Source organism: Streptomyces sp. NPDC002790, from assembly GCF_040295505.1.
Classification (GTDB): domain Bacteria; phylum Actinomycetota; class Actinomycetes; order Streptomycetales; family Streptomycetaceae; genus Streptomyces.
In genome coordinates, this window is the sequence record NZ_JBEOVM010000017.1 from 19118 (window position 1) to 46061 (window position 26944).

Below are 26944 nucleotides of genomic sequence, written 5' to 3' on the forward strand. Positions count from 1 at the left end.
TGGTTCTAGCGCTTCGCGTGCCGGCGGCGCGGCGGGGCGGGCGGGGCCTCGCCGGGTCCGCCGCCTACCCCGGTCTCGTCGGCCTGCGCGGCCGTCTTCTTCGACTTGCCGCGGGCCCGCAGGAACTCGATCGCGATCGGCACCACCGAGAGCAGGACGATCAGGATCAGGATCGCCTCGATGTTCTTGTGCACGAACTCGATGTTGCCGAGCCACGAGCCGAGCAGCGTCACACCCGCGCCCCACAGCACGCCGCCGATCACGTTGAACGTGAGGAACGAGCGGTACTTCATGCCCGAGACGCCCGCGATGATCGGCGTGAACGTACGGACGACGGGCACGAAGCGGGCCAGGACCAGGGACTTCGGGCCGTACTTCTCGAAGAACTCGTGCGCCTTGGTGACGTTCTCCTGCTTGAAGATCCGGGAGTCCGGGCGCCTGAAGAGGGACGGGCCGACCTTCCTGCCGAACATGTAGCCCGCCTGGTCGCCCAGGATCGCGGCGAGACAGATCAGCCCGACCGCCCCCCACAGCGGAAAGTCCAGCTGCTTCGACGTGATCAGCAGGCCCGTGGTGAAGAGCAGCGAGTCGCCCGGCAGGAAGAAGCCGATCAGCAGACCCGACTCGGCGAACACGATCAGCAGCAGACCCCAGATGCCGAACGTGTTCAGCAGATAGTCCGGGTCCAGCCAGCTTGGTCCTAGAGCAAGCGTCATCACGGGTCCGGACTCCTGAGGGGCTTCGGTGGCAAAGGCAGGGCAAGGCAATGGCGGTGCAAAGTTATCAACGCCGGTTGACCCTGCCAGGTTCCAGTGGCCCCCTCAGGATGCACTGTGCGGAAACTGTGGCAAACCTGTGGTTCAGCCGTTCCGTACGGAGTTGGCCTGGATCGCGGTGCTCAGGTGGTCGGCGACGCCCTCGCCCAGGGCGTCGTAGTACGCCTTGAAGCGCTCGTCGGCCACGTACATGGCGCCGAGGCAGGCGTGCATCTCGTGCGGGCAGTCGTAGAACCAGCGCGAGATCTGGTCGCGGTGCTCCTCGGCCAGATCCATGGCGCGCTCGCCGTCCGCCGGCTCGCCGGCCGTGACGAGGGCCACGTAGCGCGCGAGCCAGTCGTCGTTCTCGGCCTTCATGCGCAGCCAGTCCTCCTTGGAGTACGTCGCGGCCCGCCGCTGCGACTCGGCGTACGCCGCCGTGTTGCCCCAGCGCTGCTCGGTCTCCTCGTCGTACTCCACGGGGTCCTTGTCCCCGAAGACCTCGAAGCGCTCTTCCGGTGTGAGCTGGATGCCCATCTGCTGTGCCTCCATGGCGTGTTCGACGGCCTCTGCCATCTTCTGCAGCTTCTCGATGCGGACGGTCAGCAGTTCGTGCTGGCGCCGCAGGTGTTCGCGCGGGTCGGTCTCCGGGTCGTCCAGCAGGGCCTGGATCTCGTCGAGCGGGAAGCCGAGCTCCCGGTAGAAGAGGACCTGCTGGAGCCGGTCGAGGTCGGCCTCGCCGTACCGGCGGTGTCCGGCCGCGCTGCGCTCACTCGGGGCGAGCAGGCCGATCTCGTCGTAGTGGTGCAGGGTGCGCACCGTGGTCCCGGCGAAGCGGGCGACCTGACCCACGGAGTAGCTCATCCGCGGAACCTCCCTTCTCGTACGTGATTCGGCTACGTGATTCAGCTTGGGGCCTCACGTGACGTGAGGTGCAAGTCGATTCCTTCGGCCGATTCTCGGGGTGTTATGCCTTTTATGTCCCTCTAGAGTGGTTCCGTGGCTGGCCGTGACGCCTGATGCGCCTCGCGTCATGGCTCGGGTCACCGATCGCGTCAACTGCCCTTTTGCGTAAAGGAGTTGCCCCATGTCACCGCTGCACCAGAGCCCCGCCGACCGGTACGGCAAGCCCGACGAGCGTCCGCTCTCCGTCAACCCCTTCTACGGGGAGGCGAATCCGACGGCCGTCATGACGGACGCCCCTCCCAAGCACCGGCTGCCGCAGGGGCCGCTCGCGCCCATGACCGCGTATCAGTTGGTCCGTGACGAGTTGATGCTGGACGGGAACGCGCGGCTCAACCTCGCCACCTTCGTCACCACGTGGATGGAGCCGCAGGCAGGCGTCCTCATGGGCGAGTGCCGGGACAAGAACATGATCGACAAGGACGAGTACCCGCGGACGGCGGAGCTGGAGCGACGCTGCGTCGCCATGCTCGCCGATCTGTGGAACGCGCCCGATCCGTCCACCGCCGTGGGGTGCTCGACCACCGGGTCGAGCGAGGCGTGCATGCTCGCCGGGATGGCGCTCAAGCGGCGCTGGGCACTGCGGAACGCGGACCGCTACCCGTCGCGCGAGGCCCGCCCCAACCTCGTCATGGGCGTGAACGTGCAGGTCTGCTGGGAGAAGTTCTGCAATTTCTGGGAGGTGGAGGCGCGCCAGGTGCCGATGGAGGGCGAGCGGTTCCACCTCGACCCGGCCGCGGCCGCCGAGCTGTGCGACGAGAACACGATCGGTGTCGTCGGGATTCTGGGGTCCACCTTCGACGGTTCGTACGAGCCGATCGCCGACCTGTGCGCGGCCCTCGACGAGCTGCAGGCGCATACGGGTCTCGACATCCCCGTGCATGTGGACGGGGCGTCGGGAGCGATGGTGGCGCCGTTCCTCGACCCGGATCTGGCCTGGGACTTCCGGCTGCCGCGGGTGGCGTCGATCAACACGTCCGGGCACAAGTACGGGCTCGTCTACCCGGGCGTCGGGTGGGCACTGTGGCGCGACGCGGAGGCCCTGCCGGAGGAACTCGTCTTCCGGGTCAACTACTTGGGCGGGGACATGCCGACGTTCGCGCTGAACTTCTCGCGTCCCGGGGCGCAGGTGGTCGCCCAGTACTACACGTTCCTACGTCTCGGGCGGGAGGGCTACCGGGCCGTTCAGCAGGCGACACGGGAGGTGGCGCGCGGGCTCGCGGAGCGGATCGAGGCGCTCGGCGACTTCCAGCTCCTCACGCGGGGCGACGAGTTGCCGGTCTTCGCGTTCACCACAGCGCCCGACGTGAAGGCGTACGACGTGTTCGACGTGTCGCGGCGGCTGCGGGAGCGGGGGTGGCTGGTGCCGGCGTACACGTTCCCCGCGCACCGGGAGGATCTGGCGGTGCTGCGGGTGGTGTGCCGCAACGGGTTCTCGTCCGACCTGGCGGAGTTGCTGGTGGAGGACCTGGGCCGGCTCCTGCCGGAGCTGCGGCAACAGGCGCATCCGGTGACGCGGGACCGGGGGGCGGCCACGGGGTTCCATCACTGAACGTCGCGGGGCGCTGCCCCGGACCCCGCGGGCTCTCGTCCAAGAGCGGGGCTTATTTGGCGAGCACCCCCACGAACGGTTCGCCCTCGCCTGCGAAGGTGTAGGCGCCGGCCTCGATGCGGGCGATCAGGCCCCTGGTCCACTGCGCGCCGGTTTCGGCCGAGAAGACCCAGTGGTTCATGATCTCGCCGATGTGGCCGAGCTGTTCGGGGCCGTCCTCGGGTGTGTAGTACTCCGTGACGGACCGGCGCCACTCCTCCATGCTCCGCACCCGCTCCTCGAGCAGGCCCACCACCTCGCCGCGCGGCAGGTCGACCATGCAGCCGAGCGCCGCCGTGAGGATGTCGGGCCGCTGGTCGTACGAGGTGAGCGAGGAGCGGACCAGGGCGAGGTACTCCTGGCGCCCCTGATCCGTGAGCTCGTACTCGGTGCGCGGCGGGCCGCCTGCCGTGGAGGGCGCGATCTCGTGGGCGCGCAGCAGTCCCTGCTTCGCCATCTGCTTGAGCGCGTGGTAGATCGAGCCGGGCTTGGCGTTCGACCACTCGTGGGCGCCCCAGTACTCCAGGTCGTTGCGGACTTGGTAGCCGTGCGCGCGGCCGTGCTGCCGTACGGCCCCGAGAACCAGCAGGCGGATCGCTGACATGCGGTCCAGCCTAGACGTCGGGGCACATGCAGCCGTCGCCGGTCAAGTTTCCCCGCGTGCGGCGCGGGTGCGGTGAGCGGATCGAATTCCGGCCAATTTCCGGCGCCCGGGGCGCGCGGGCGATGGCTCGAAAGATCGGTGCCGGTGGATGGCGCTCGCATGCAATGCGGGTACTGGGGCAGGCGCTTTCCGAACTGTAACTGCGAGAACACCCCGCGTGCACGTGCATCTGCCCATGCAACGGCATATGAACGCAGCTATGATCCTGGACAGTTGGGGCAGTTGATCACTGCTGTTCCGGCTATCACTTCGGCCACAGAATCATTCACTGTTACAGCACTGACAGCACCACCGGGGAGCGAACCGTGCACCACGTGTACAACGGCATGGCGGCCACGGAGTTGCACGGAGTGGTCTGGCAGAAGAGCAGGCACAGCAACTCGCAGGGCTCCTGCGTGGAGTTCGCGAAGTTGCCCGGCGGAAGGGTCGCTGTACGCAACTCGAACTTTCCAGAGGGACCCGCGCTCGTCTATACGCCCGCGGAGATAGAGGCGATGCTCCTCGGCGTGAAGGACGGTGAATTCGACCACTTGACGGCCGATGCCTGACGCAGCGTCAAGAGCCTTTTCCATAGCGTGACTTCACTGCACGACTTCACTGCACGACTTCACAACCTGAAGAGCGCCCAGACGACCTTTCCGCTCAGCGCTCCGGCCAAGGGGTGCCAACCCCAGCTGTCGGCGAAGGAGTCGACGAGGAACAGGCCGCGCCCGGACTCCGCCGAGAAGTCGGCGTCGATGTCGATGTCGATGTCCACTTCCTGGGCCACCGGACTCTCGTGGCTGGGATCGCGGACCGCGCACACTACGCGCGAAGACCAATGCATCAAGTGGAGCCGCACGGGCGGGTCCTGGCCGTGCGGGGTGTCCGCCGGGAGGCCGTGTCGCAGGGCATTGGTGACAAGTTCGGAGACGACGAGACAGATGTCGTCGAAACGCTCCAGCGCTCCCCAGTCGGCCAGCGTCCTGCGGCTGAACTCCCTTGCGCTGCGCACCGCTTCGTAGCGTGCGGGAAGAGCGCAGGACGCGGTACTGGAGACGGCCGAGGGGTCGACCGGCGGCAAGCCCTGCCGTAACGACTCCAACGGCCCGAGCATGGTCGATCCATTCGTCCCCATGCGAGGTACTCCCCATTTTCGCAGTACGCAGCGAGCGGTGGTGGCGCCATCGTTCCGAATGCGTACAGCGGATGCAAGGGCAGATGCACGTGCACGCGCCCGACTTGAGCGAGCCCGTACCAGTTCTCGCGTATTTCTTCCTACGACTTCTTGCGCATGTAGTTCGCGATCTTTCCATTTCTGTAACCGAACGAGTACAGGCTGGAGCGTTTTGATGGCAGACTTCGGCCGTGGACCAAGGGGAGGATGAAGAGACGTGACCGCTGGGGAGGCATGGGGGTCGCCCCAGGCGCTGAACTCTGGTGGGGGCTCGGTGGTGCGACGCATCCTGCTGGGCTCACAGCTGAGGCGCCTGCGGGAATCGCACGGGATCACCCGCGAGGCCGCCGGCTACTCGATTCGCGCCTCCGAATCGAAGATCAGCCGCATGGAGTTGGGACGGGTGAGCTTCAAGCCGCGCGATGTCGCCGACCTGCTGACGCTGTACGGAGTGGATGACGAGACGGAGCGCTCCGCGCTGCTCTCGCTCGCCAAGGAGGCCAACGTCGCGGGCTGGTGGCACAGTTACAGCGACGTGCTGCCCGGCTGGTTCCCGACGTACCTCGGGCTCGAGGGCGCGGCGACCCAGATCCGTGGCTACGAGGCCCAGTTCGTGCACGGCCTGCTCCAGACCGAGGACTACGCGCACGCGGTCGTCGAGCAGGGCATGCGGGGGGCCGCGCGCGAGGACATCGAGCGGCGGGTCGCGCTGCGCATCGAGCGGCAGAAGCTGCTGGTCGACGAGCGGTCGCCCCAGGTGCACATCGTGCTCGACGAGGCCGCGGTGCGGCGCGTGCAGGGCGGACGCAAGGTGATGCGCGGGCAGCTGGAACACCTCATCGAACTGGCCTCGCTCCCCCAACTGACGTTGCAGATCATGCCGTTCGGCCATGGCTGGCACCCCGGCGAGTCCGGCACGTTCACCATTCTCACGTTCCCCGAATCCGACCTTTCGGATGTCGTCTTCCTCGAACAGCTCACCAGCGCCCTGTATTTGGACAAGCGCGAGGACGTGACGCAGTACGAGAAGGCGATGACGGAACTCTCGGCCCAGTGCCCCTCTCCCGAGAACAGTGTGCAACTGCTCCGTGACGCGTTGTCCGAATTGACTTGAGTCTGCTGTGAGTTGACGGATCTTCTGCTGTAACTGCCGTTACCCGCCCGTACGATGGCGTGCATCAGAGTGCCCGGCGCTGCAGCAAGGGATTACATGTCCTACTTCACGGAACTGGACCGGCAATACATCGACGGCTCGTGGCGTCCCGGACACGGGGCGTGGGACATTATCGACTTCAATCCCTATGACGGGGACAAGCTCGCCTCGATCACCGTCGCCTCCGTGGAAGAGGTCGACGAGGCGTATCGCGCGGCCGAGCGGGCTCAGAAGGACTGGGCGAGGACCAACGCGTATGCGCGCCGCGCCGTCTTCGAGCGCGCCCTGCGCCTCCTGGAGGAGCGCGAGGAGGAGATCACCGAGGCGATCATCGACGAGCTCGGTGGCACGCGGGTCAAGGCCGGCTTCGAGCTGCACCTCGCCAAGGAGTTCCTGCGCGAGTCGGCCCAGCTGGCGCTGCGCCCGCAGTGCAGCGTGATCCCCTCCCCCGTGGACGGCAAGGAGAACCGGCTCTACCGGGTGCCGGTCGGGGTGGTGGGCGTGATCTCGCCGTTCAACTTCCCGTTCCTGCTGTCCCTGAAGTCCGTCGCGCCCGCGCTCGCGCTCGGCAACGGCGTGGTCCTCAAGCCGCATCAGAACACCCCGGTCACCGGCGGTTCGCTGATCGCGAAGCTCTTCGAGGACGCGGGACTGCCGGCCGGTCTGCTCAACGTCGTGATCACCGACATCGCCGAGATCGGCGACGCGTTCCTGACCCACCCCGTGCCCAAGGTCATCTCCTTCACCGGCTCCGACCAGGTCGGCCGGCACGTCGGGACGGTCTGCGCCGCGCACTTCAAGCAGGTGATCCTCGAACTCGGCGGCAACAGCGCGCTGACCGTGCTCGACGACGCGGACATCGACTACGCGGTGGATGCCGCGGTCTTCAGCCGGTACGTCCATCAGGGCCAGGTCTGCATGGCGGCGAACCGGATCCTCGTGGACCGCAAGGTGGAGAAGGAGTTCACGGAGAAGTTCGTGGCGAAGGTCTCCACCCTCAAGTCGGGCGACCCGCGCGACCCGAAGACCGTCATCGGCCCTGTCATCAACTCCACGCAGGCGGAGGCGATTTCGAGCGTCGTCGCCACCGCGGTCGCGGAGGGCGCCACGGCGCTCGTACGCGGAGGTGTGGACGGGAACGTGGTCGAGCCGGTCGTCCTCACCGGGCTGCCCGCCGACTCCCCCGTCCTGCGGCAGGAGATCTTCGGCCCGGTCGCCCTGCTCATCCCGTTCGACGGGGACGAGGAGGCGGTGCGGATCGCGAACGACACCCCGTACGGGCTGAGCGGCGCCGTGCACACGGGCGACGTGGAGCGCGGGGTGGACTTCGCGCAGCGGATCGACACCGGCATGTTCCATGTGAACGACGGAACCGTGCACGACGAGCCGCTCGTCGCCTTCGGCGGGCAGAAGCAGTCCGGGATCGGGCGGCTCAACGGCGAGGCGACACTGGAGGCGTTCACCACGCAGAAGTGGATATCCGTGCAGCGGGGGCGCTCTCAGTTCCCGTTCTAGTTGGGGGAAGTTGTGCACATCAGGAACGTACGGGTCGCCGCGGGCGCTCTGGCCGTCGTGGCGGTGCTCGCCGTGGGCGGGTGCAGTGGCGGCGGGGACGACGACAGCGGCGGCAGCAGCGACGCGGCCAAGGATCAGAGCAAGGGCTCGGGCTCGGGCGAGAGCGATGGGGCGGGCAAGAGCACGCCTTCCAGCGGGAGTTCGTCCGCCGGCCCCGGTTCTTTGAAGGACACCGAGGGCGTCTGGAAGGCGTCCGCCGGTGGAAAGCCCGTCGTCCTGGTCGTCGGCGAGAACCAGGCCGCGCTGACCACCGCCGACGGGCATCTGTGCACCGGGACCCTGGCGGGCGCCGACAAGCCGACGCTCGCGCTCAGGTGCGCGGACGGGAACACCGACCGCACGAAGGGCGCGGTCGAGTCCAACGACGGCAGCACGATGCGGATCTCGTGGGACGCGGGTCAGAAGGACACGTTCAAGAAGTCCACGTCCAAGGGCGGCGAGCTGCCGACCTCCCTGCCCAGCGGCCTCCCGACGAACTGAGTCGCCGCCCGTCACCTCTGGTCGGTCGACTCCCGGGTCATCGGCGGTGCGTCGGTGTCGAGGGCGTAGGAGAGTTCCTCCAGCGTTTCGAGGAACAGCGCCGCCCCGCGACGCACCACCCGGTCCGGGACGCCCTCGCCGTCCCACGCGTCGAGGGCCTCGCGGACCGGCTTCCAGCGCGGGATCCGGCGCTCGCGGATGGCCTGCGCGCCGTCGCGGGTCGCGGCGCGCAGCGCGTCGGCGAGCGCGTCGGCGGCGGGCACCGGGGTCGCGCCGCGCTCCGGCAGGTGCGCCTCCATCAGCATCACGACGCGGCCGATGTGGTGCAGGGCGTGCGCGGCCTCGTCGGCGGCGGCGTTGGAGAGGCCGCGGTGGCGTACGGGTTCCGTCTTGGCGCGGGCCGCGGCCTGCTCCCAGGCGATGTGCGCGTCACGGGCCTTCAGCAGGGCCTCGCGCACGTCCGGGCAGCTCTTGCCCGCGGGGCTCGCGTAGTGGGCGACGACCGCGGCGGCGTACTCGCCGAGCGCGGCCAGCCAGTCGGCGAGCCGGGTGCGCAGGCGCGGGGTCTCCCAGGCCGGGTACAGGGCGTACGACAGCATCGCGAGTACGCCGCCGACGAGTGTCAGCACGACGCGTTCGGGGACCGTCTGGCTCCACTCCTCGCCGCCCATGCCGAGCAGGAACACCACGTACATGGCGATGCAGCACTGGGAGGCGAGCTGTCCCGTGCGCATCAGCAGGTACATCAGCCCCGCGAACACCACGGCGAGTGCGGCGGAGAGATATGTGCCGGGGTGCGCGGCCTGGAGGATCCCGGTCGCCAGGGTGACGCCGACGAGCGTGCCGCAGAAGCGGGCCACCGCCCGTGAGTACGTCTGCGAGAAGTCGGGGCGCATGACCATCACGGCCGACATCGGCGCCCAGTAGCCGTGTCCGAACGGGAGTACGTCGCCGATGAGATACCCGGCGACGGCGACCGCGGCCACGCGATTCGCATGCCGCAGCACCGGGGACCCTGGCCGGGCCTCGCGGCGGATGGCGCGGACGGCGACGGGCAGCAACTGAAAGATACTGGGCCGCCGCAAGGGCTGAGCGGGTACCGGGGCGGGGGCCGGGGCGGGTACCGGGGCGGGTACCGGGGCGGGCGGCACCGGTACCGGCGGCTCCGGGGCGGGGGCCACATCATCGGCGCGCGGCACCGGGGGCCGCCTTGCCCACCCTGCCGCCCCAGGCGGCAGATTGCCCAAGGCGGGGGCGGCGGCATCGCCCCCTTCGACGTCGGCGGGGTCGGGCAAATCAAGCCCCTGCGGCGATTGAGCAGCGGGACCCGGGGCGGAGCCCCGGCTTTCCAGCCCCGCCGGCGATTGAGGCGCGGGGCCCGGGGCGGAGCCCCGTGGCGTGGGGGCGGCGCCGCCTGCCGTTTCCACCACGTCGCGGAGGAGAGAGCCCAGACGGGTGGCCGCCCGTTGCGGAGGCCCGGACAGAATCACCCCGGTATCCGGGGACCGGAACGCTGCCACCGCCCCCGGCGGAATCCTCACCGGCGCCCCCCGCCGAATCGCCCTCGCCGCAGCATCAAGAATCTCCCCCGCCGCGGCCAGCAACTCCCGCACACGATCCCGCTCCACCCCCTCCTCCGGCACCCCCACCGCCGGATCCGCGAGCGACGCCAGCACCGGCCGGATGCGCTCCGCGAGCCCCCGCGTACCGTGCAATTGCGCGGGCCGCGTCCGCGCCTGCCTCGGCGTGAGCGCCGCCGCGTTCCGCGCCAGCATCAGCGGCTCCGGATCGAACGCGGCGACCGGATCGTGCCGCAGCCGCCGCGCGTAATCCGCCTCCGCCGCGAGCGCGTCCGCGAGGGCGTCGCGGTGCGCTCCCCATCTGCGTACGGGGAAGAGGATCACCAGCGAGGCCTGAACCAGGCCGCCGAAGGCCATCATCGCCGCGTGCCCCGCGGCCTCCGCGAGCGTCGTCGGCAGGGTGATGGTCACGAGCATCATCGCGACGTTCGACGAGGCCATGATGCCGATGGTCGGCCCCGCCGCCCAGGCGAGTCCGGCGAGATACGTCCACAGCGCGAGCAGCGGCAGGAAGAAGACGAGGTGGGAGCCGGTGAGGTAGCCGACGAACGTCGAGATGCCGAGGCTCGCGCCGGAGGCGAGCGCGAGTTCGGGACGTGGCCGCCAGCTGCGCTGGAACGTGGCGATCGCCGCCTGGAACGCGCCGAAGGCGGAACCCGCCGCCACCGCGGGACCGAACAGCGACAGGCTCACCGCGAGCACGATCGCGAGCCCCACGGCGCCGCGCAGGGCGATCAGCGGTTCGAGGCGCTTGCGCTCCACGGTCAGGCCCGAGCGCGTGGTCACCTGCAACGCCCGGAACCAGCTCATTCCGCCAGAATACGGGCATCAGCCACTTCGGACGCCAGGGCCCTACTTCCCTTCGCGGAGCACCAGATCCAGGAGCCCGGGAAACCGGGCGTCGAACTCGGCGCGGCGCAACCGGTTGAGGCGCCTGGGCCCGGCGTCCCGCTGCTCCAGCAGGCCCGCCTCGCGGAGTACGGAGAAGTGCCGGCTCAGCGTCGCCTTGGTGACCGGCACGTCGAAGGTGCCGCAGGTGCGCTCCCAGTCGACGGCCCCGGCCAGCTCGCGGACGAGCGTGCGGCGCACCGGGTCGGCGAGCGCGACGAGCGCCGCCTCCAGGGAGACATCCGCCGGTGCGACATGCACCGGCGCCGCCCGGTGCCCACTCGCCGTACCTTCCGCCGCGGCCATGCCGTCCTCCCTGAAGACTCTTCCAAGACTCTTTGAACACCCTTGCCGAGTGTTCGATGCCGTACGTACACTCCGAATGTTCGTAGATCATCAAACACTCTAGTGCCCCGTCAATGCCCCGCCGCCCAGTGGAGGAGCCCGTCATGCCCCTGCCCCCGCCCGCGTCCCAGCAGTCTCCCGTCCGTGTGGGCATCGTCGGCCTCTCCGCCAAGCGCGGCTGGGCCGCCAGGGCCCATCTGCCCGCGCTGCGCCGGCTGAACGGCTTCGAGGTGCGCGCGCTCTCCGCGAGCAGCGCCGACTCCGCGCGGGCCGCCGCCGAGAAGTACGGCATCGCCCACTCCTTCGGTACGGCCGCGGAGCTCGCCGCGTCCGACGAGGTCGACCTCGTCGTGGTCACCGTCAAGGTTCCCGACCACCGGGAGATCATCGAGTCCGCCCTCGCCGCGGGGAAGGCGGTGTTCTCCGAGTGGCCGCTGGGCGTCGGAGTCGCGGAGGCCGAGAAGCTGGCCGCACTCGCCGCCGAGCGCGACCTTCGCACCTTCACCGGGCTCCAGGCACGGTCCGCCCCGCTCGTGCGGCACCTGCGCGACCTGATCGCGGACGGCTACGTAGGCGAGGTGCTGTCCACCAGCATGGTGGCGTCCGCGCGCGGCTGGGGAGCGGAGGTGCCGGAGGGCTCCGCGTATCTCCTGGACCGGTCCACCGGGGCGAACATGCTGACCATCCCGTTCGGCCACACGCTGGACGGGCTGACCTCGGTACTCGGCGACTTCGACAGCGCGACTCAGGTCAGCGCCGTCACCGCCATCCGGCGCAGCGAACTCACGGACTCCCACGGCACCGTCCACCGGCCCGACGTCCCCGACCAGGTGGTGCTCGGCGGGGTGCTCGCCTCCGGCGCGGTGGCGTCCGTGCACTTCCGGGGCGGCACGTCGCGGGGCACGAACTTCCACTGGGAGATCAACGGAACCGAGGGCGACCTGGTCGTGACCGGCGACACCGGGCATCTGCAAATGGGCGAGTACACGATCGCGGGAGCGCGCGGTTCGGACGCCGAGCTCGCTCAACTCGCCGTCCCCGAACGCTACTTCGATCCCGAGCTCGCGGAGCTGCGCGGCACCGACGCGTACAACGTCGGCGCCGCCTACACCCAGCTCCGCCGCGACCTGGCCGACGGCACGTCCGTCGTCCCCGACTTCGCGCACGCCGTCCGCCACCACCGGCTGCTCGACCGCATCGAACGCGCGGCACGCTGAGGCTGCCGCCTGGAGTCCGGCCCTAGGGAAGGCGCGGCTGCCCGTCCAGGCGGGCCCGCTGCGCCGCCTCGGTGCCCTCGGCCCAGCCCGCCCCGTCGGTGACGCCCCTCACCCGCGTCGTCACGGTCTCGGGGAACATCTCCTCGGCCCGCCCCGCGACCGCAACGTCCCGCGCGGCGAGCACCGGCAGGACCTCGTCCGCCTCATCCACCTCACCCGTCACCCGCTCGGCGACGGCGGCGAGCCGGTCCCCGATCCGGTGCGCGTACGCGGCGAGGAACGACTGCCGGAAGGTCTTCGTACGCTTCCTGCCGCCCGCCCGCTGCTCGGCCTCGGCGCGCGTCATCGCGGCGGTGGCCTGCACGAGCAGCGACGTATGAAGCACCTCCACAGCCTCCAGATCCGCCTCGAATCCGACCACCGTCGAGAACCCGAACGCCGAGTTCCACACCGCGCGACAGCGATTGGCGCCCGCCACCGCGTCGAGGAGAACCGCCTTCGCCGTCTCGTAGGGGGCGTCGACGCCGATCCGGCAGGCGGCGGGCGCGTCCTTCGTGTGCGTACGGGAGGCGAGCAGCGCCTCGTCGACCGAGTGCCGGGCCATCAGCTCCTGCGCCTTCGCCGACAGCGCCTCCGCCTCCGGCGGGTACCCGGTCCGCTCCGCCTTGGCGAGCAGCGCGCGGATCCTCGCCAGGGCGCGCGGCTCACCCGCCACCGGCACGGTGATCGACTCACCGGGTACCGGGCCGACCGGCTCGATCGCGGGCAGTCGCGCCAGCAGCCGGTACAGCTCCAGGGCGGTGGTGGCGCCCGAGAACCGGTCCACGCGCGCGTACTCCTCCACCGACAGCTCGGCAAGGTCGGCGAGCTGGGCGGCCCAGCGCGGCGGCAGGTTCTCGTACCGCTCGGTCTCGGTGCGGATCAGACGGGCCGCGAGCCGTTCGTGGGCGGCATCAAGGCCCTCCTCCCGTACGACCATCCGCAGCACGTCGGCCGGCTGCCAGCCGCGCTCCCAGGCCCGCCGCATGAACTCCCGCCCCCGCAGGGCGAGTTCGGTGTCCGCGGACGGGTCGGCGGCGAGCAGCGAAGCACCGGTGTCGAGGTCGCCGCCGTCGTGGAGGGCGGCGGCGAAGGCCCGCTCGACCGTGCTGTCACTGCTCGTACCACTCATACGGCCATGATCTCAGCCGTGGCGGGAGGCGGGAGAGAGCTAACGGCTCAGCGACTCGACGATCAGCTCGGCGGCCCGCTTCACCAGCGGGCTGTCGCCCTCGGCGTCCTCGTCCGGCTTGGTCGACAGGACCGAGAGGATCACCGGCGCCCCGTCCGGCGTCCAGGCGATGCCGACGTCGTTGGCGGTGCCGTACGAGCCCGTGCCGGTCTTGTCGCCGAGCACCCAGTCGGCGGGCAGGGCCGCGCGGAACCGTTCACCACTGGTGGTGTTGGCGAGCAGCCAGCGGGTCAGCCGGTCGCGGTCGGCGGGGGCGAGGGCGTCGCCGAGGACCAGCCGCGCGTACGTCGTGCCGATCGCGCGGGGCGTGCTGGTGTCGGTGACGCGGCCCGGTTCGGCCGAGTTCAGCTCGGGCTCCCAGCGGTCGAGGCGGGTCGTGCGGTCACCGGTCGAGCGGGCGAAGCGGGTGACGGCGGTTGGGCCACCGAGGTACTTCATAAGGAGGTTGGCCGCCGTGTTGTCGCTGTACGAGATCGCGGCGCCGCACAGCTCCGAGACGGTCATGCCGTGCGCGAGGTTCTCCGGCTTCCCGGTGACGGGGGCGCCGCCCGCGCGGTCGATGTCTGCCTGCGTGTAGTGGACGCGACGAGCCAGGAACTCGCCGTCCTTGTCGAGGTCGCGCAGCACGGCGGCGACGGCGAGCGTCTTGAACGTGGAGCACATCGGGAAGCGTTGGTCGGCGCGGTGCCGGATGGTGCGCCCGGTACCGATGTCGTGCGCGAACACGCCGAGTCGGGCGCCGTGCCGGCGCTCAAGTGCGGTGAAGCGGCCATCGGCCGACTCGGCGTGCGCACCACCGGTCGCCGCTCGGGCGGTGGCGGTACCGGCGAACGCGGTGGCGCCGATGGCGGTCGCTGTGGTGAGGATGGCGCGGCGGGTGGTGGACACGGTGTGGGGTGGCCCTTTCTTCGCGACGACGATCTTTCGACCGGTACGAGCACGGATACGCGTACGAGTCCGAATACGAGGACAGTCCTGCCCACCCGATCGGTTGCGACCCACCGGGACAGCAGGGGCCACCGGGATACCAGGGGCCACCGACATCCCAGAGGTCACCGAGGTGCCAGAGGCCTCCGCGACATGCGAGGCTCGGGGGCATGAGAGTGGCACTGGCGCAGACCGACTGCGAACTCGGCGAAGTGGACGCCAACCTGGAGACGGCCCGCGAACAGATCGCGCAGGCCGGCGACCAAGGCGCGGACCTGGTCGTCTTCCCCGAACTGAGCCTGCACGGCTACCACCTGGGCGGCCTGAAGTCGGACACGTCGATCGCCACGAACGATCCGCGACTGCTCGGCCTCACGTCCCCGGACGGCCCGGACGTCATGGTGGGCCTGCACGAACACACCAGCCTGCGCGCGTACAACACCTCCGCCTACTACGCGGGCGGCGCCCTGCTGCACGCCCACCGCAAGCTGTACCTCCCGAACTACCTGGCCTGGGAGGAGCGCAAGCACGTCAGCCCCGGCCAGCACTCCCGCGCGTACGACCTGCCCGGCGACCACGGCAGAGCGGCGACGCTGGTCTGCAACGACGCGTGGCAGCCGGTGCTTCCGTGGCTGGCGGTGCAGGACGGCGCGGAGATCCTGTTCGTCCCCGCGAACAGCGCGGCGACGCTCGACCCGGAGGCCATGGACACCACCCTCTACTGGGACACCCTCCTCTCCTACACGGCCAAGATGCTCCAGTGCTGGGTCGTCTTCGTGAACCGCGTCGGCAACGAGAACGGGGCGTCCTTCTGGGGCGGCTCCCGCGTCGTCGACCCGCGCGGCACGGTGGTGGCGCAGGCGCCACAGTGGGAACCGGGCCTCGTAACGGTCGACATCGACGTCCACGAGGCCCGCCGCCAACGCAGAGCGGTCCCTCTGGTGGCGGAAGCCCGCCTGGGCTTGATCGACCGCGAGGTCCGCCGCCTGATCGACGAGGGCGGCGACAGCTAGTCAACGACCGGGCCAATCAAGCCCTGCGGGGGTTGAGCAGCATCTTTCAATCCCCCGCGACGATCGAGCAGCCCTTTTTTCCCGCAGGGGCTTGAGCCAACCAAGCAGGCCTTTCAAGCCCCCGCGGGGGTCGAGCCAATCAAGCCCCTGCGGCGTTTGAGCAGGCTTTTCAAGCCCTTGCGGCGATTGAGCAGCGGGGTCCGGGGCAGAGCCCCGAGGCCGCAACGCCGTCGCAGCACACACGTTGTCAGTGCCTGATGTGACACTCGGCTACGTGACCGAACGATGGGCCCTCGCCCCCACCGAGCACGGCGGAACGCACCTCGTTCCGCTACGCCCGGACGGCCTCCCCGCCGGACCGATCACCCACGAACCGAACCTCGCGGCAGCACTCCGCTCCCACCCGGAGGTCACCCGCTGGGTCTGGCGCGACACCCACGCCGTATACCCCCACCTGCTCGCCGCCGGCATCCGTATCGACCGCTGCTACGACATCGAGGCCGCCGAAAACCTCCTCCTCGCCCACGAGGGCCGGCACGGCGACCCCCACTCCGCCGCGGCGGCCCTCGCCAGACTCAAGGGCGCCCCGGTCCCACCCGACCCGCCACCCCGCGTCGCCGCCCCCGGCTCCCAGTCGTCCCTCTTCGAACCCCGCCCACCCGTGGACGTACCGCTCACGGACCTCATCGACGTGTACGCGGATCAGCAGCGCCGCCACGAGGCCACCGGGCAGCCCGGTCGCATGCGCCTGCTCACCGCCTCCGAGTCGGCAGGCATGCTGGTGGCCGCCGAAATGCACGCGGCGGGCCTGCCGTGGCGGGCGGACGTGCACCGCGCGGTCCTCGCCGAACTCCTCGGCGAGCGCTACGGAGGCGGCGGCGAGCCGCGCCGCCTGGCCGAGCTGGCGGACGAGGTGTCGGAGGCGTTCGGCAGACCGGTGCGCCCCGACCTCCCCGCCGACGTCATCAAGGCCTTCGCCCACGCCGGCATCAAGCTCACCTCCACGCGCCGCTGGGAGATCGAGACCATCGACCACCCCGCCGTAGCACCGCTCATCGAGTACAAGAAGCTCTACCGGATTTACACGGCGCACGGCTGGTCCTGGCTGCAGGACTGGGTCAGGGACGGCCGTTTCAGACCCGAGTACCTGCCGGGCGGCACGGTCTCGGGCCGGTGGACGACGAACGGCGGCGGCGCCCTGCAGATCCCCAAGGTCATCCGCCGCGCGGTGGTCGCCGACCCGGGCTGGCGACTCGTCGTGGCGGACGCCGACCAAATGGAGCCCAGGGTCCTCGCCGCGATCTCCCGCGACCCCGCGTTCATGGACGTCTCGGGCCAGGCCGCCGACCTCTACCAGGCGGTCTCCGACCGGGCGTTCGCCGGTGACCGCACCCAGGCCAAGCTCGCGGTCCTCGGCGCCATATACGGCCAGACCTCGGGCGACGGCCTGAAGAACCTGGCCCTGCTGCGACGCCGCTTCCCGAAGGCGGTCGCGTACGTCGACGAGGCGGCACGCGCGGGCGAAGAGGGCCGCCTCGTCCGCACCTGGCTCGGCCGCACCTGCCCACCCGCCGCCGGCTCCGCCGAGCCCGACGAAGCCGGCATCCCCCAGGACGATCCCGGCCAGCCCACGGACACCACCGGCCCGACGCCCGGATACGGGTACTCCTCATCGAACTCCCGCGCCCGCGGCCGCTTCACCCGCAACTTCGTCGTACAGGGCAGCGCCGCCGACTGGACCCTCCTCGTCCTCGCCGCACTGCGCCGCGAACTCACGTACATGGCAGCCGAGTTGGTCTTCTTCCAACACGACGAGGTGATCGTGCACTGCCCGGCCGAGGAGACAGACCGCGTGACCGAGGCGATCCACGAAGCAGCCGACCTGGCAGCCCGCCTCACCTTCGGCGAAACCCCGGTCCGCTTCCCGTTCACGGTGGCGGTGGTGGAGTGCTACGCGGACGCCAAGTGACGCACACCGGCATGAGTTCGCCGACACCTTGCCGCGCGGCCTGCTCGACCCGCCAGTAGAAGGCGATACCGGCCTTGGCGTACTGGTCCGTCTTCACGATCCGTCCGCGCGGCCCTTCCGTGGCAAGGGGAGTTCCTGCCACTTCGATCACCGGCCGGGCGCCATGACGGTTGGTGGAGCGTCGGGCCGGCACGTGGCATCCACGGAGCCGGAAGCCCGAAGCCGGGCCGATCCCGGAGGCTAGCGGGTGAGGACGGCGCGTACGTCTTTTCCCCCCTGGCGGGAGGGATTGACGGTGACGGTGCGGGCGAGAAATCGCACCAGGGGCCACCCCAACCCGCCCCCGGCCCCGTTCAGATCCGCCGGGCGCTCCCGCGGTGTTGCGTGGCTGGGGTCCCGGACGGTGATCTCCAGGGTGGTGCGGTCCGCGGCCAGGCGCAGGGCGGTGAGACCTCCTGCGTGCCGCAGTGCGTTGCTGACCAGTTCGGAGACCACGAGTACCGCATTGTCGATGGACTCGGGGGTCGGGGCGGGCGAGAGTTCCGCGGAGAATCTGCGCATGTCGTGGCGCGCCTGAGTCGCCGTGGCCGGGCACGTCGTGTGCTGAACACGCTCGGTTCGCCGGCCCATGATCTGTGACTGGCCCATGTGCTGAACCTCCATAGCGGGGAAGCCTGGTCTCGTGAACCATCCTTCTGCCCCGATCGGCCGGTCCAACTCCGTTCCCGGGCGCCCGTGTGAGGCGAACGTTGCGGGTGGTGCGGCGCCGACCGTGTACTGACACGGCCGCCTGGAAAGTGGCAGAGTGGGTGAATGCGCCCACGCTCTATTACGGACCCCCAGGAGCTGGCGGACATCGCCACCGAGGTCACAGGGCTGCTCGGCGCACTTCGGGGCAGGGCGCCTGTCCCTTCACGACAGTGCTGAGGGGCGGGCCTTCGGCAGCCAGGAACCGTACGGGCAGTACGCGGCGTTGGACGGTGCGGTGCACCTCCACCTGCCCGTGACCGTACGCGGCGACAGACTGGGCATCCTCACCGTTCGACTCCCCAAGCACAGATGCACGCCCCAGGCCGTCGACGAGCTAACGGACCTCGCCGCGTTCCTGGGGCACGAAATCGTCGTGGCCGAACGCGACACCGACCTCTACCTCCAGGCCCGCCGCGTCAACCGGCTCACCCTCGCCGCCGAGATGCAGTGGCAGCTTCTCCCCGGACGCTCCTGCTCCCGCGAGGAGTACGCCATCGGCGCCCAGTGGGAGCCGGCCTATGCCATCTACGGTGACAACTTCGACTGGGCCACGACCGAGGACACCCTCACCCTGTCCATCACCAACGGCATGGGCGAGGGCATCCAGGCCTCCCTCCTGACCAACCTCGCGGTCAACGCCCCGCGCAACGCACGCCGCGCGGGCATCGACATCGCCGACCAGGCAGCCCTCGCCGACCAGGCCCTCTACGCCCAGCACCAAGGCCGACAGCACGTCTCGACCCTGCTGCTCTCCTTCGACCTCGCGACCGGCAGAGCCCAGGTGGTCGACGCGGGCTCTCCGCAACTGTGGCGTCAGCGCGGCAAGGTCATAGAACGGGTCCCCTTCGACGCGCAGCTCCCGCTCGGCATGTTCGAGGACACTCCCTATGTGCCCCAGGACTTCGAGGCGCGCCCCGGCGACCGGCTGATCATCGTGAGCGACGGTGTGTACGCCACCGCCGGTCGGGACGCCGAGGCGTACGGCGAACGTGCACTCGCGCGCGCCATCCAGGCCGCCGGCCTGCTGCCGGCCGCAGCCGTTCCCCGCGCTGTCCTGCGCGAACCGGCCGAACACCGGGGCGACACCGCGACCGACGACGAACTGGCCGTCTGCCTCGACTGGTTGGGCCGCAGCAGCCCCACCGCACATTGAGGACCGGCGGCATACGGCTCCGTGTACGCGCTGAGCCGACTCCGGCCTGACGACAAGGTCCCTCCCGGGCAAGGGACTCCCCGCACTGCTACGGGCCAAGCGCCCCTGATCCGCGGTCTCCGGCCGGCCCGCCCGCAGGAGGAGCAGTCTTCGTGACCTTGGCACCGGAGCGAACGCCGCCCGTGAACCGGGCCCAACTCCAGCCCTCTCGGCCCTTGTTGTGGGTGCCGGCCGGAGCCCGCTTCTCCGTCCCCTCGGCGCGTGGGCGCCACCAGTGGGCGCGGCGCGGATGCAGGGCCCGGCCGAGCCCGCGGCCGAGAACGAGATATCCGAGGAAGGCGCCGGCCGCGTTGAGGATCACGTCATCGATGTCGAACGCCCGGCCGGTGACCATCAGGCCCTGGGCGATCTCGACGGTGAGCATCAAGAACGCCGTCATGAGCACCACCCGGACGAAGCCCCGGGTACGAGGGAAGAGCACCGGCAGCAGCAAACCGAACGGCACCCCGAGGAGAACGTTCCCGCCGACCTGCTTGATCGTGTCCCGCCAGTCGGGCTGCTCGAAGTACAGACGAATCGAACTACCGGGATGCAGGTTGGTGTGTGTCAACGTCACTGACGAGGCTGACGGGACGAGAGTGACCTTCGCCAGCGCGACGGCAAACGCCACCATGCAGACGAAGCCGATCGCCATGACGAGACCACGGATCAGCCGCCAACCCCAAGTGCGCTGCCGCAGGCGCGGTTCAGTGTCCATGCGGAGCCGGATACCCCGGAGTTGATCCCACACACGCCGAGGGACCGAACACCGACTCCCGGTGCCGACGCCCAACATGCCGAAAATATCGGCGAGTTACCGCCGAGGGCGTCCCCGGGTCGGCTGCTGCGAGCGCCGCAGCTTTGCGCCGAAAGACCGACTCAAGAGAGTCCGGTTGACACATCGGGCGACCTGGCCGTCACCCAGCGCCGCGCAGAAGTGTCAGTGCCTCGCGGCCGGCGAACGTCGCCGCCTCCGGCCTCCCGCACAAGAAGCCCCGGGCATGAAAAAACCCCAGGTCACGGCGAGTGAGTCCTGGGGCTTCTCCGGAGCCGCCTTCGGGATTCGAACCCGAGACCTACGCATTACGAGTGCGTTGCTCTGGCCATCTGAGCTAAGGCGGCGCCGCCGCGCGCACCGGAGTGCGTCAGCAACGGGGTCAATCCTACACGCTCCAAAGGCGTGCTCCGCACAGCCTTTATGGCCGGGGCACATGCACTACGAGCAGCGCTTTCCGTCGGCCGGAGGGGTGCCGGTCAGGAGGTAGTCGTCGATCGCTCCGTCCACGCAGTCGCTGCCGCGGCCGTACGCGGTGTGGCCGTCGCCGTCGTACGTGAGGAGGTGGCCGGAGGAGAGCTGGGCGGCTAGGGACTTCGCCCAGCGGTAGGGGGTCGCCGGGTCGCGGGTGGTGCCGGCCACGACGATGGGGGCGGCGCCGTCGGCAGTGATGCGGTGGGCTTCGCCGGTCGCCTTCACCGGCCAGTAGCCGCAGTTCAAGGAGGACCAGGCTAGGCCCTTGCCGAAGACCGGGGAGGCCTTCTCGAAGTCGGGGAGCGCCTTCTCGACCTCCGCGGGCGAGGCGAAGGACGGCGGCTGGTCCAGACAGTTCACCGCGGCGTTGGCGAACATCATGTTCGAGTACGTGCCGTCCGGCTCGCGCTCGTAGTAGCTGTCGGAGAGCGCGAGCAGGCCCGCGCCGTCCTTGTGCTTCATGGCCGCGGTGAGGGCCTCGCGCAGCTGCGGCCAGGCCCCCTCGTCGTACATCGCCGCGATCACGCCGGTCGTGGCGAGGGCCTCGCCGAGTTTGCGGCCCTTCTCGTCGCCGGTGCCGATCGGTGCGCGGTCGAGGGTCGTGAAGAACTTCTTGAGGCGCTTGCCCGACTGGTCGGGGGTGCCGGTGCCGAGGGGGCAGCCGGAGCGCTTCGCACAGTCCTTCGCGAAGGACTTGAACGCCGTCTCGAAGCCCGCGGTCTGCTGCTCGTTCATGTCGCGCGCGGACAGGGACGGGTCCATCGCGCCGTCGAGCACGAACCGGCCGACCCGCTCCGGGTACAGGCCCGCGTACGTCGCCCCCAGGAACGTCCCGTACGACGCGCCTACGTAGTTCAGCTTCTTGTCGTCGAGCGCCTCACGTACGAGGTCCATGTCGCGGGCCGCCTCGACCGTGGAGACGTGCGGCAGAACCCGCCCCGACGTGCGGTTCGACGTCTCGCAGCCGGCGCCGAACCCCTTGTAGGCGGCGCTCAGGCGGGCCCGCTCGGCCTTGTCGTCCGGGGTGACGTCGGTCTGTGTGTACGTGTCCATCCGCTTGCCGTCGAGGCAGGTGACCGGCTCGCTGCGGGCGACGCCGCGCGGGTCGACGGCGACCATGTCGTAGCGGGCGCGGACCTTCTCCGGGTAGCCGATGCCCGCGTACGACTGGAGGTAGCCGATCGCCGAGCCGCCGGGGCCGCCCGGGTTGACCAGGAGCGAGCCGAGGCGCTTGCCGGGGCCCGTGGCCTTCTTCCGGGAGACGGCGAGGTCGATGTCGCCGGCGGACGGCTTGTCGTAGTCGAGCGGCGCCTTGAAGGTGGCGCATTCGAACCCGGGCACGCCGCACTCGTGCCACTTCGGGGCCTGGTCGTAATACGGGGCCAGATCGGCCGGCGTGGCGCGGGGCAGCGCGGCGAGCGAGGAATCCGGGGCACCCGAACTGCCCGAAGCGCAGGCGGAGATGGCAGCGAGCAGCAGCCCACCGGCGACGGCGAACACCGCGGGTCGGCGGCGTGGGGCGAGGGGGTGACGCCTGAAGTCCATCGGCCGAGCGTAACGCTCCGCGTCGAACTGGTCACCTTGCGTGCCTTCTTTAAGCCCCTGCGGCGATTGAACAGGCATTTCGCGCCCCGCCGGCGTTTGAGGCGCGGGGTCCGGGGCGGAGCCCCGTGGCGTAGGAGGACGCCTAGCCCGCGCGCAGCGCCACCGTCATCGCCTCCACCGCCAGGAGCGGCGCCACATTCCCGTCCAGCGCGACCCGGCACGCCCCGATCGCCTCGATCCGCCGCAGCGTCGACTCCGGCGACGTACTACGGGCGACCCGCTCCAACGTGTCCTGGATCTCCACGTTGGCGAGGTCCACGCGCGAGCCGAGCTGCATCGCGAGCACATCCCGGTAGACGACCGTCAACTCGGTGAGCGCCAGGTCGAGGCTGTCGCGCTGCGAGCGCGTGCGGCGCCGCTTCTGCATGTCCTCGAGGTCCTTCATCGCTCCGGCGGTGCCGCGCGGCATCCGCCCGCCGCTCTGCGCGCCGAGCGCCGCCTTCAGCTCGTCCGTCTCCTTGGTGTCGACCTCTTCCGCGAGCTGCTTGGAGTCCTCGGCGGCCGCGTCCACCAGCTCCTGTGCCGACTTGAGGCAGCCGCCGATCTCCTCGACGCGCAGCGGCACCTTCAGGACGGCGGCCCGGCGCTCCCGCGCGCGCGGGTCCGTGGCCAGGCGGCGGGCCCGCTCAATGTGGCCCTGCGTGGCGCGGGAGACGGCAGCCGCGACGTCCGGCTCGATACCGTCACGCCGCACGAGCATGTCGGCGACCGCGGAGACGGCGGGCGTACTCAGGGTGAGCAGGCGGCAGCGGGAGCGGATCGTCGGCAGTACGTCCTCCACCGAAGGTGCGCACAGCAGCCACACGGTGCGCGGGGCCGGCTCCTCCACCGCCTTCAGGACCGCGTTCGCCGACTTCTCGTTGAGCCGCTCGGCGTCCTCCACGAGGATCACCTGCCAGCGGCCGACCGCCGGTGACGTGTACGACTTGCGGACCGTGTCACGCATGTCGTCGACGCGGATCTGGGTGCCGACCGCCGCCACCGTCGACACGTCCGCGTGCGTGCCGAGGAGTGCGGTGTGGCAGCCGTCGCAGAACCCGCAGCCGGGGGCTCCGCCGAGGGCGCGGTCCGGGCTGACGCACTGGAGGGCCGCCGCGAACGCGCGGGCCGCGGTCTCCCGCCCGGCGCCCGGAGGGCCGGTGAACAGCCAGGCGTGGGTCATCTTCGACGCGGTCGGTGGCGGGGTCTTGGCCGTTGTCGCCGTCACCAGGGCGTCCGCGTCCCGCGCGGCCGCGGCCAGCTCCGCGATCACGCGGTCCTGACCGACCAGGTCGTCCCATACGGCCATGCGGTCACCGTCCCTTTCGCCACCCGAACCCGACTCCAGCCATTGTGCCGGGCTCCACTGACATCCCGTTACGGCCGACCGCCCCACACCACGGGGCTCCGCCCCGGACCCCGCGGGCTCACGTCCGAAAGGCGGGCTTGATTGGCCCACCTTTACCGGCGTCGACGACCCCGGCTGTCGTCCTCGTCCTGCCCGCCGAGAAGCTCGTCCGCCAGCGACGGCAGGTCGTCCAGCGGCGTCTCCTCCGCCCAGTCGGGCCGGGGCCGCCGCGGCTTGCCGTTCTCGTCGACCTGGGGCAGCTCCGCCGTGCGCTCGTTGGGGCTGTCCGGGCCGGGAGCGGTGGGCCGCTCGTCGCGGAAGTAGCCGCTCGGCACCCGGTCCGCCGGCTCGGACACCTGCGGAAGGACCGCCGTCTCGTCCGCCGGGCCGGGCGCGGGCGGCTGCGGCAGCTGCGTCGTCTCCTCGGCGTCCTCCGCGTCCTCCGCGTCCCGCACCTTCGGCAGCACGGTGGTCTCGTCGGTGTCCTGCACCTTCGGCAACACCGTGGTCTCGTCGGCGTCGGGCCGCACGATCGGCGTCGGCACGGTCGTCTCGCTGTCCACCACCCCGGCGCCCGACACCCTGTCATCCGACGCCCTGCCGCCCGACGCCCCGGCACCGCGCGCCCCGCCGCCCGGCTCCCCGTCGCCCGGCGCCTCGCTCGGCAGCTCGACCTTGCGGAGGTTCGCGGTCGGCGCGCCCGCGCTGCGCTGCGCCTGCTCCGCGGCCTGGGCCGCGAGCCGCCGCGCCTCTTCAGCACGCAGCAGCGCCTCTTCGGCCTTGCGCTGCTTCTCCAGGCGCCGCTCCTCGGCCTCGGCCCGCAGCCGCGCCTCGTCCTCCGCCTGCTTACGAAGTCGCTCCTGCTCGGCGGCGCGGACCTCTTCCTCGGCCTTGCGGCGGGCCCGCTCCTCCTCGGCCTTGCGGCGCTCCTCCTCGGCGCGCTGCCGCGCCTCCTCGGCCTTCCGTTCGGCCTCCAGGCGCTGCGCCTCCTCCAGCTCGCGGCGCTTGCGCTCCTCCTCCTCGGCGCGCAGCTTGGCGAGCTGTTCCTGGCGCTCGCGCTCCAGGCGCTCCTCCTCCGCCTTGCGGGCGGCCTCCTCCTCGGCCTTGCGGCGCGCCTCTTCCTCGGCGGCCTTGCGGGCCTCCTCCTGCGCCTTGACCTCGGCCTCGGAGAGCGGGAGAAGTACGTCGAGCCGGTGCCGGATGACGGTCGTGACGGACTCCGGCTCCTGCCCGGCGTCGACCACCAGGTAGCGACCGGGGTCGCTCGCCGCCAGCGTCAGGAAACCGGATCGCACGCGCGTGTGGAACTCCATCGGCTCCGACTCGAGCCGGTCGGGCGCCTCGGTGAACCGCTCGCGCGCGGCCTCCGGGTCGACGTCGAGCAGCACGGTCAGGTTCGGTACGAGACCGCTCGTGGCCCACCGGTTGATGCGGGCGACCTCGGTCGGCGACAGGTCGCGGCCGGCGCCCTGGTAGGCGACGGACGAGTCGATGTACCGGTCGGAGACGACGACGGCGCCGCGCTCCAGGGCGGGCCGGACGACCGTGTCGACGTGCTCCGCGCGGTCGGCGGCGTAGAGCAGCGCCTCCGCGCGGTGCGAGAGACCGGCGGACGACACGTCCAGCAGGATCGACCGGAGCCGCTTGCCGACCGGCGTCGCACCCGGCTCGCGCGTGACGACGACCTCGTGGCCCTTGCCGCGGATCCACTCCGCGAGCGCCTCGGCCTGCGTCGACTTGCCGGCGCCGTCCCCGCCCTCCAGGGCGATGAAGAAGCCCGTCGCGGCCGGGGCCTGCACCGGGTCATTCCCGCCGCGCAGCGCGTCCCGCAGGTCGTGCCGCAGCGGCACCCCGCTGCGGTCGTCGGCCTTGGCGAGCACGAGCGCGGCGACGGGCAGCAGCAGCGCGCCCACGAGCATCAGCGTGAACGCGGCGCCCCCGTGCGCGAAGACGAACTTTCCGCTCTCCAGGTGGTGCGGCCCGATCAGCGCGGCAAGGACCGGCGCGAGCAGCGCGCCGAGCGCGACGGACACGCGTACGACGGCCTGCAGGTGCTCGGTCGTGCGCGCCCGCCGGCCGTCCTCGCTCTCCTGGTCGAGCAACGCGTGCCCGGTGTTCGCCGCGATGCCCGCGGTGACCCCGGAGAGCGTCACGAGGAGGATCACGCTCGTCACGTCGGGCACCAGGCCCGCCGCGAGAAGTCCGATGCCCGTGAGCGCGATGGCGAGGGCGAAGAGGCGGCGCCGCGAAAGCGCCTGCAGCACCTTGGGCGCCGTGCGGATGCCGACGACGGTGCCGCCGGTCAGGCCGAGCACGAACAGGCCGAACGTGACCGGGCCACCGCCCAGGTCCTTGGCATGCAGCACGGACACGGCGACGGCCGCCGAGATCGCCCCGGCGACGCAGGAGCAGGCGAGCACGAGCAGCCGGATCGCGCCCGTGCGGCCCTTGTCCACGCCTGTGCCGGTGCTGGGCCTGCGCAGCCCCTCCAGCGGCGACCGCGCGCGCGGGGTCTGCGTGGCGGGCAGCTCCAGGAAGAACACGACCGACAGTGAAGCGGCGAAAAGACCCGCTCCCACGTAGGACGACAGCGCCACCTGGTGCGAGGCGAACCAGTCCAAGCCCGCGCCGAGCAGGTTCTGTACGAGGGTCACGACGACGAGGCCGGCCGCGCCCAGCGGCACGGCGACGAAACCGGTGCGCAGCGAGAGCCGCCGCAGCGCGTCCGTGTGGTCGGGCAACGGCCGGACGGCCGCGCCCTCCAGCGGCGGCGGGGGCAGCAGCGCGGGCGCCGCGCTCGCCTTGGCGACGGTCCAGAAACGCTCGGCGACCCCGCCGACGAACGCCGTCACAAGGAGCATCGCCAGCGCGTTGTCCGGCACCCAGTCGATCCACAGGGGGGCGACGATGAGCAGCGCGGCCCGCACTCCGTCGGCGCCGACCATGGTCCAGCGCCGGTCGAGCGGCCCGCCGGGCGTCGTCAGCGAGGTCAGCGGCCCGAGCAGGACGGCGCCGAACAGCAGCGTCGACAGGATCCGCGCCCCGAACACGGCGGCGACGGCGAAGGCCACGCCCCGGTATCCGCCGCCGAACGACTCCTCGGGGATGGCTGTCTGGACGGCCAGCACCACGAGTACGAGCAGCCCGATCACGTCGCCGACTCCGCCGACGAGCTGCGCCGACCACAGTCGCTTCAACTGCGGTACGCGCAGCAATGCGCGCACCGCACGCTCTCGCGAGTCCGCTACCAGGGCGTCGTCGGGGGCCGTGTTGTGGTCCGTTGGCTGCTCGGCACTGGTCATTCGTCCAGCCTA

22 protein-coding genes, 1 tRNA gene and 1 pseudogene are annotated in these 26944 nt (G+C 70.8%); 9 read left to right on the top strand and 15 right to left on the bottom strand.

Annotated features, from left to right (window positions below; genetic code table 11):
• Positions 1-5: 5 nt before the first annotated feature.
• Together ABT004_RS11505 and ABT004_RS11510 are read right to left on the bottom strand one after the other, a co-directional pair.
• Positions 6-719 (bottom strand): DedA family protein, encoded by a 714-nt coding sequence (locus ABT004_RS11505; protein WP_351334334.1) that lies wholly within the window; start codon positions 717-719, stop codon positions 6-8.
• 141 nt (positions 720-860) lie between these two features.
• Positions 861-1619, bottom strand: a complete 759-nt coding sequence (locus ABT004_RS11510; RefSeq protein ID WP_351334336.1) for a MerR family transcriptional regulator — start codon at positions 1617-1619, stop codon at positions 861-863.
• 223 nt (positions 1620-1842) lie between these two features.
• Between ABT004_RS11510 and gad the strand changes: the two genes are divergently transcribed.
• Positions 1843-3270 carry a glutamate decarboxylase gene (gene gad / locus ABT004_RS11515; protein WP_351334338.1) on the top strand — a complete coding sequence of 476 codons (1428 nt, stop codon included), beginning with the start codon at positions 1843-1845 and terminating at the stop codon, positions 3268-3270.
• 52 nt (positions 3271-3322) lie between these two features.
• Here gad and ABT004_RS11520 read toward each other — a convergent pair whose 3' ends face one another.
• The gene (locus ABT004_RS11520; protein WP_351334341.1) at positions 3323-3913 is read right to left on the bottom strand and encodes a PadR family transcriptional regulator; all 591 of its coding nucleotides are present in this window, start codon (positions 3911-3913) and stop codon (positions 3323-3325) included.
• 365 nt (positions 3914-4278) lie between these two features.
• Here ABT004_RS11520 and ABT004_RS11525 point away from each other — a divergent pair, with 365 nt between their 5' ends.
• Positions 4279-4521, top strand: coding sequence for a DUF397 domain-containing protein (locus tag ABT004_RS11525; protein ID WP_351334344.1), 243 nt, complete (start codon positions 4279-4281; stop codon positions 4519-4521).
• Between the two features lie 59 nt (positions 4522-4580).
• On the opposite strand, the gene ABT004_RS11530 is transcribed toward ABT004_RS11525, so the two are convergent.
• Positions 4581-5090 (bottom strand): ATP-binding protein, encoded by a 510-nt coding sequence (locus ABT004_RS11530; RefSeq protein WP_351334346.1) that lies wholly within the window; start codon positions 5088-5090, stop codon positions 4581-4583.
• A gap of 256 nt (positions 5091-5346) precedes the next feature.
• Between ABT004_RS11530 and ABT004_RS11535 the strand changes: the two genes are divergently transcribed.
• The 3 genes from ABT004_RS11535 (at position 5347) to ABT004_RS11545 (ending at position 8337) form a co-directional block, all read left to right on the top strand.
• Positions 5347-6243 (top strand): Sco1979 family transcriptional regulator, encoded by an 897-nt coding sequence (locus ABT004_RS11535; protein ID WP_451192135.1) that lies wholly within the window; start codon positions 5347-5349, stop codon positions 6241-6243.
• A 96-nt stretch (positions 6244-6339) separates the two neighbouring features.
• A complete protein-coding gene (locus ABT004_RS11540) occupies positions 6340-7797 on the top strand; it encodes an aldehyde dehydrogenase family protein (protein WP_351334349.1) in 1458 nt (485 codons plus the stop codon).
• A gap of 12 nt (positions 7798-7809) precedes the next feature.
• A complete protein-coding gene (locus ABT004_RS11545; RefSeq protein WP_351334352.1) occupies positions 7810-8337 on the top strand; it encodes a hypothetical protein in 528 nt (175 codons plus the stop codon).
• An 11-nt stretch (positions 8338-8348) separates the two neighbouring features.
• On the opposite strand, the gene ABT004_RS11550 is transcribed toward ABT004_RS11545, so the two are convergent.
• The gene (locus ABT004_RS11550) at positions 8349-10727 is read right to left on the bottom strand and encodes an FUSC family protein (protein WP_351334354.1); all 2379 of its coding nucleotides are present in this window, start codon (positions 10725-10727) and stop codon (positions 8349-8351) included.
• A 42-nt stretch (positions 10728-10769) separates the two neighbouring features.
• Complete coding sequence (locus ABT004_RS11555) at positions 10770-11111, bottom strand: ArsR/SmtB family transcription factor (RefSeq protein ID WP_351334357.1); 342 nt, start codon at positions 11109-11111, stop codon at positions 10770-10772.
• A gap of 143 nt (positions 11112-11254) precedes the next feature.
• Here ABT004_RS11555 and ABT004_RS11560 point away from each other — a divergent pair, with 143 nt between their 5' ends.
• Positions 11255-12367, top strand: a complete 1113-nt coding sequence (locus ABT004_RS11560) for a Gfo/Idh/MocA family protein (RefSeq protein WP_351334360.1) — start codon at positions 11255-11257, stop codon at positions 12365-12367.
• A gap of 22 nt (positions 12368-12389) precedes the next feature.
• Here the strand turns inward: ABT004_RS11560 and ABT004_RS11565 are convergent, their stop codons facing one another.
• Positions 12390-13538, bottom strand: coding sequence for a DUF2786 domain-containing protein (locus ABT004_RS11565; RefSeq protein WP_351334362.1), 1149 nt, complete (start codon positions 13536-13538; stop codon positions 12390-12392).
• Positions 13539-13577: 39 nt separating this feature from the next.
• Positions 13578-14486 carry a class A beta-lactamase gene (bla, locus tag ABT004_RS11570; protein WP_351334365.1) on the bottom strand — a complete coding sequence of 303 codons (909 nt, stop codon included), beginning with the start codon at positions 14484-14486 and terminating at the stop codon, positions 13578-13580.
• A 209-nt stretch (positions 14487-14695) separates the two neighbouring features.
• Between bla and ABT004_RS11575 the strand changes: the two genes are divergently transcribed.
• Positions 14696-15538 carry a nitrilase-related carbon-nitrogen hydrolase gene (locus ABT004_RS11575; protein WP_351334368.1) on the top strand — a complete coding sequence of 281 codons (843 nt, stop codon included), beginning with the start codon at positions 14696-14698 and terminating at the stop codon, positions 15536-15538.
• A gap of 274 nt (positions 15539-15812) precedes the next feature.
• Positions 15813-17507: a bifunctional 3'-5' exonuclease/DNA polymerase gene (locus ABT004_RS11580; protein ID WP_351334370.1), complete on the top strand. Its 1695-nt coding sequence runs from the start codon at positions 15813-15815 to the stop codon at positions 17505-17507.
• A 34-nt stretch (positions 17508-17541) separates the two neighbouring features.
• Here the strand turns inward: ABT004_RS11580 and ABT004_RS11585 are convergent.
• Positions 17542-17610, bottom strand: a pseudogene (locus ABT004_RS11585) (Uma2 family endonuclease); the annotation flags it as partial.
• 137 nt (positions 17611-17747) lie between these two features.
• Positions 17748-18170: an ATP-binding protein gene (locus tag ABT004_RS11590; protein ID WP_451192142.1), complete on the bottom strand. Its 423-nt coding sequence runs from the start codon at positions 18168-18170 to the stop codon at positions 17748-17750.
• Between the two features lie 127 nt (positions 18171-18297).
• Between ABT004_RS11590 and ABT004_RS11595 the strand changes: the two genes are divergently transcribed.
• A complete protein-coding gene (locus ABT004_RS11595; RefSeq protein WP_451192180.1) occupies positions 18298-19410 on the top strand; it encodes a PP2C family protein-serine/threonine phosphatase in 1113 nt (370 codons plus the stop codon).
• An 88-nt stretch (positions 19411-19498) separates the two neighbouring features.
• On the opposite strand, the gene ABT004_RS11600 is transcribed toward ABT004_RS11595, so the two are convergent.
• From ABT004_RS11600 to tmk, 5 genes are all read right to left on the bottom strand, one after another.
• On the bottom strand, positions 19499-20167 hold the full coding sequence (locus ABT004_RS11600) for a VanZ family protein (protein WP_351334376.1): 669 nt from the start codon (positions 20165-20167) through the stop codon (positions 19499-19501).
• A gap of 330 nt (positions 20168-20497) precedes the next feature.
• A tRNA-Thr gene (locus ABT004_RS11605) sits at positions 20498-20571 on the bottom strand.
• A 94-nt stretch (positions 20572-20665) separates the two neighbouring features.
• A complete protein-coding gene (locus ABT004_RS11610; RefSeq protein ID WP_351334378.1) occupies positions 20666-22243 on the bottom strand; it encodes an alpha/beta hydrolase in 1578 nt (525 codons plus the stop codon).
• 142 nt (positions 22244-22385) lie between these two features.
• Positions 22386-23591, bottom strand: a complete 1206-nt coding sequence (locus ABT004_RS11615) for a DNA polymerase III subunit delta' (RefSeq protein ID WP_351334380.1) — start codon at positions 23589-23591, stop codon at positions 22386-22388.
• Between the two features lie 152 nt (positions 23592-23743).
• Positions 23744-26932: a dTMP kinase gene (gene tmk / locus ABT004_RS11620; protein ID WP_351334382.1), complete on the bottom strand. Its 3189-nt coding sequence runs from the start codon at positions 26930-26932 to the stop codon at positions 23744-23746.
• Between the last annotated feature and the right edge of the window lie 12 nt (positions 26933-26944).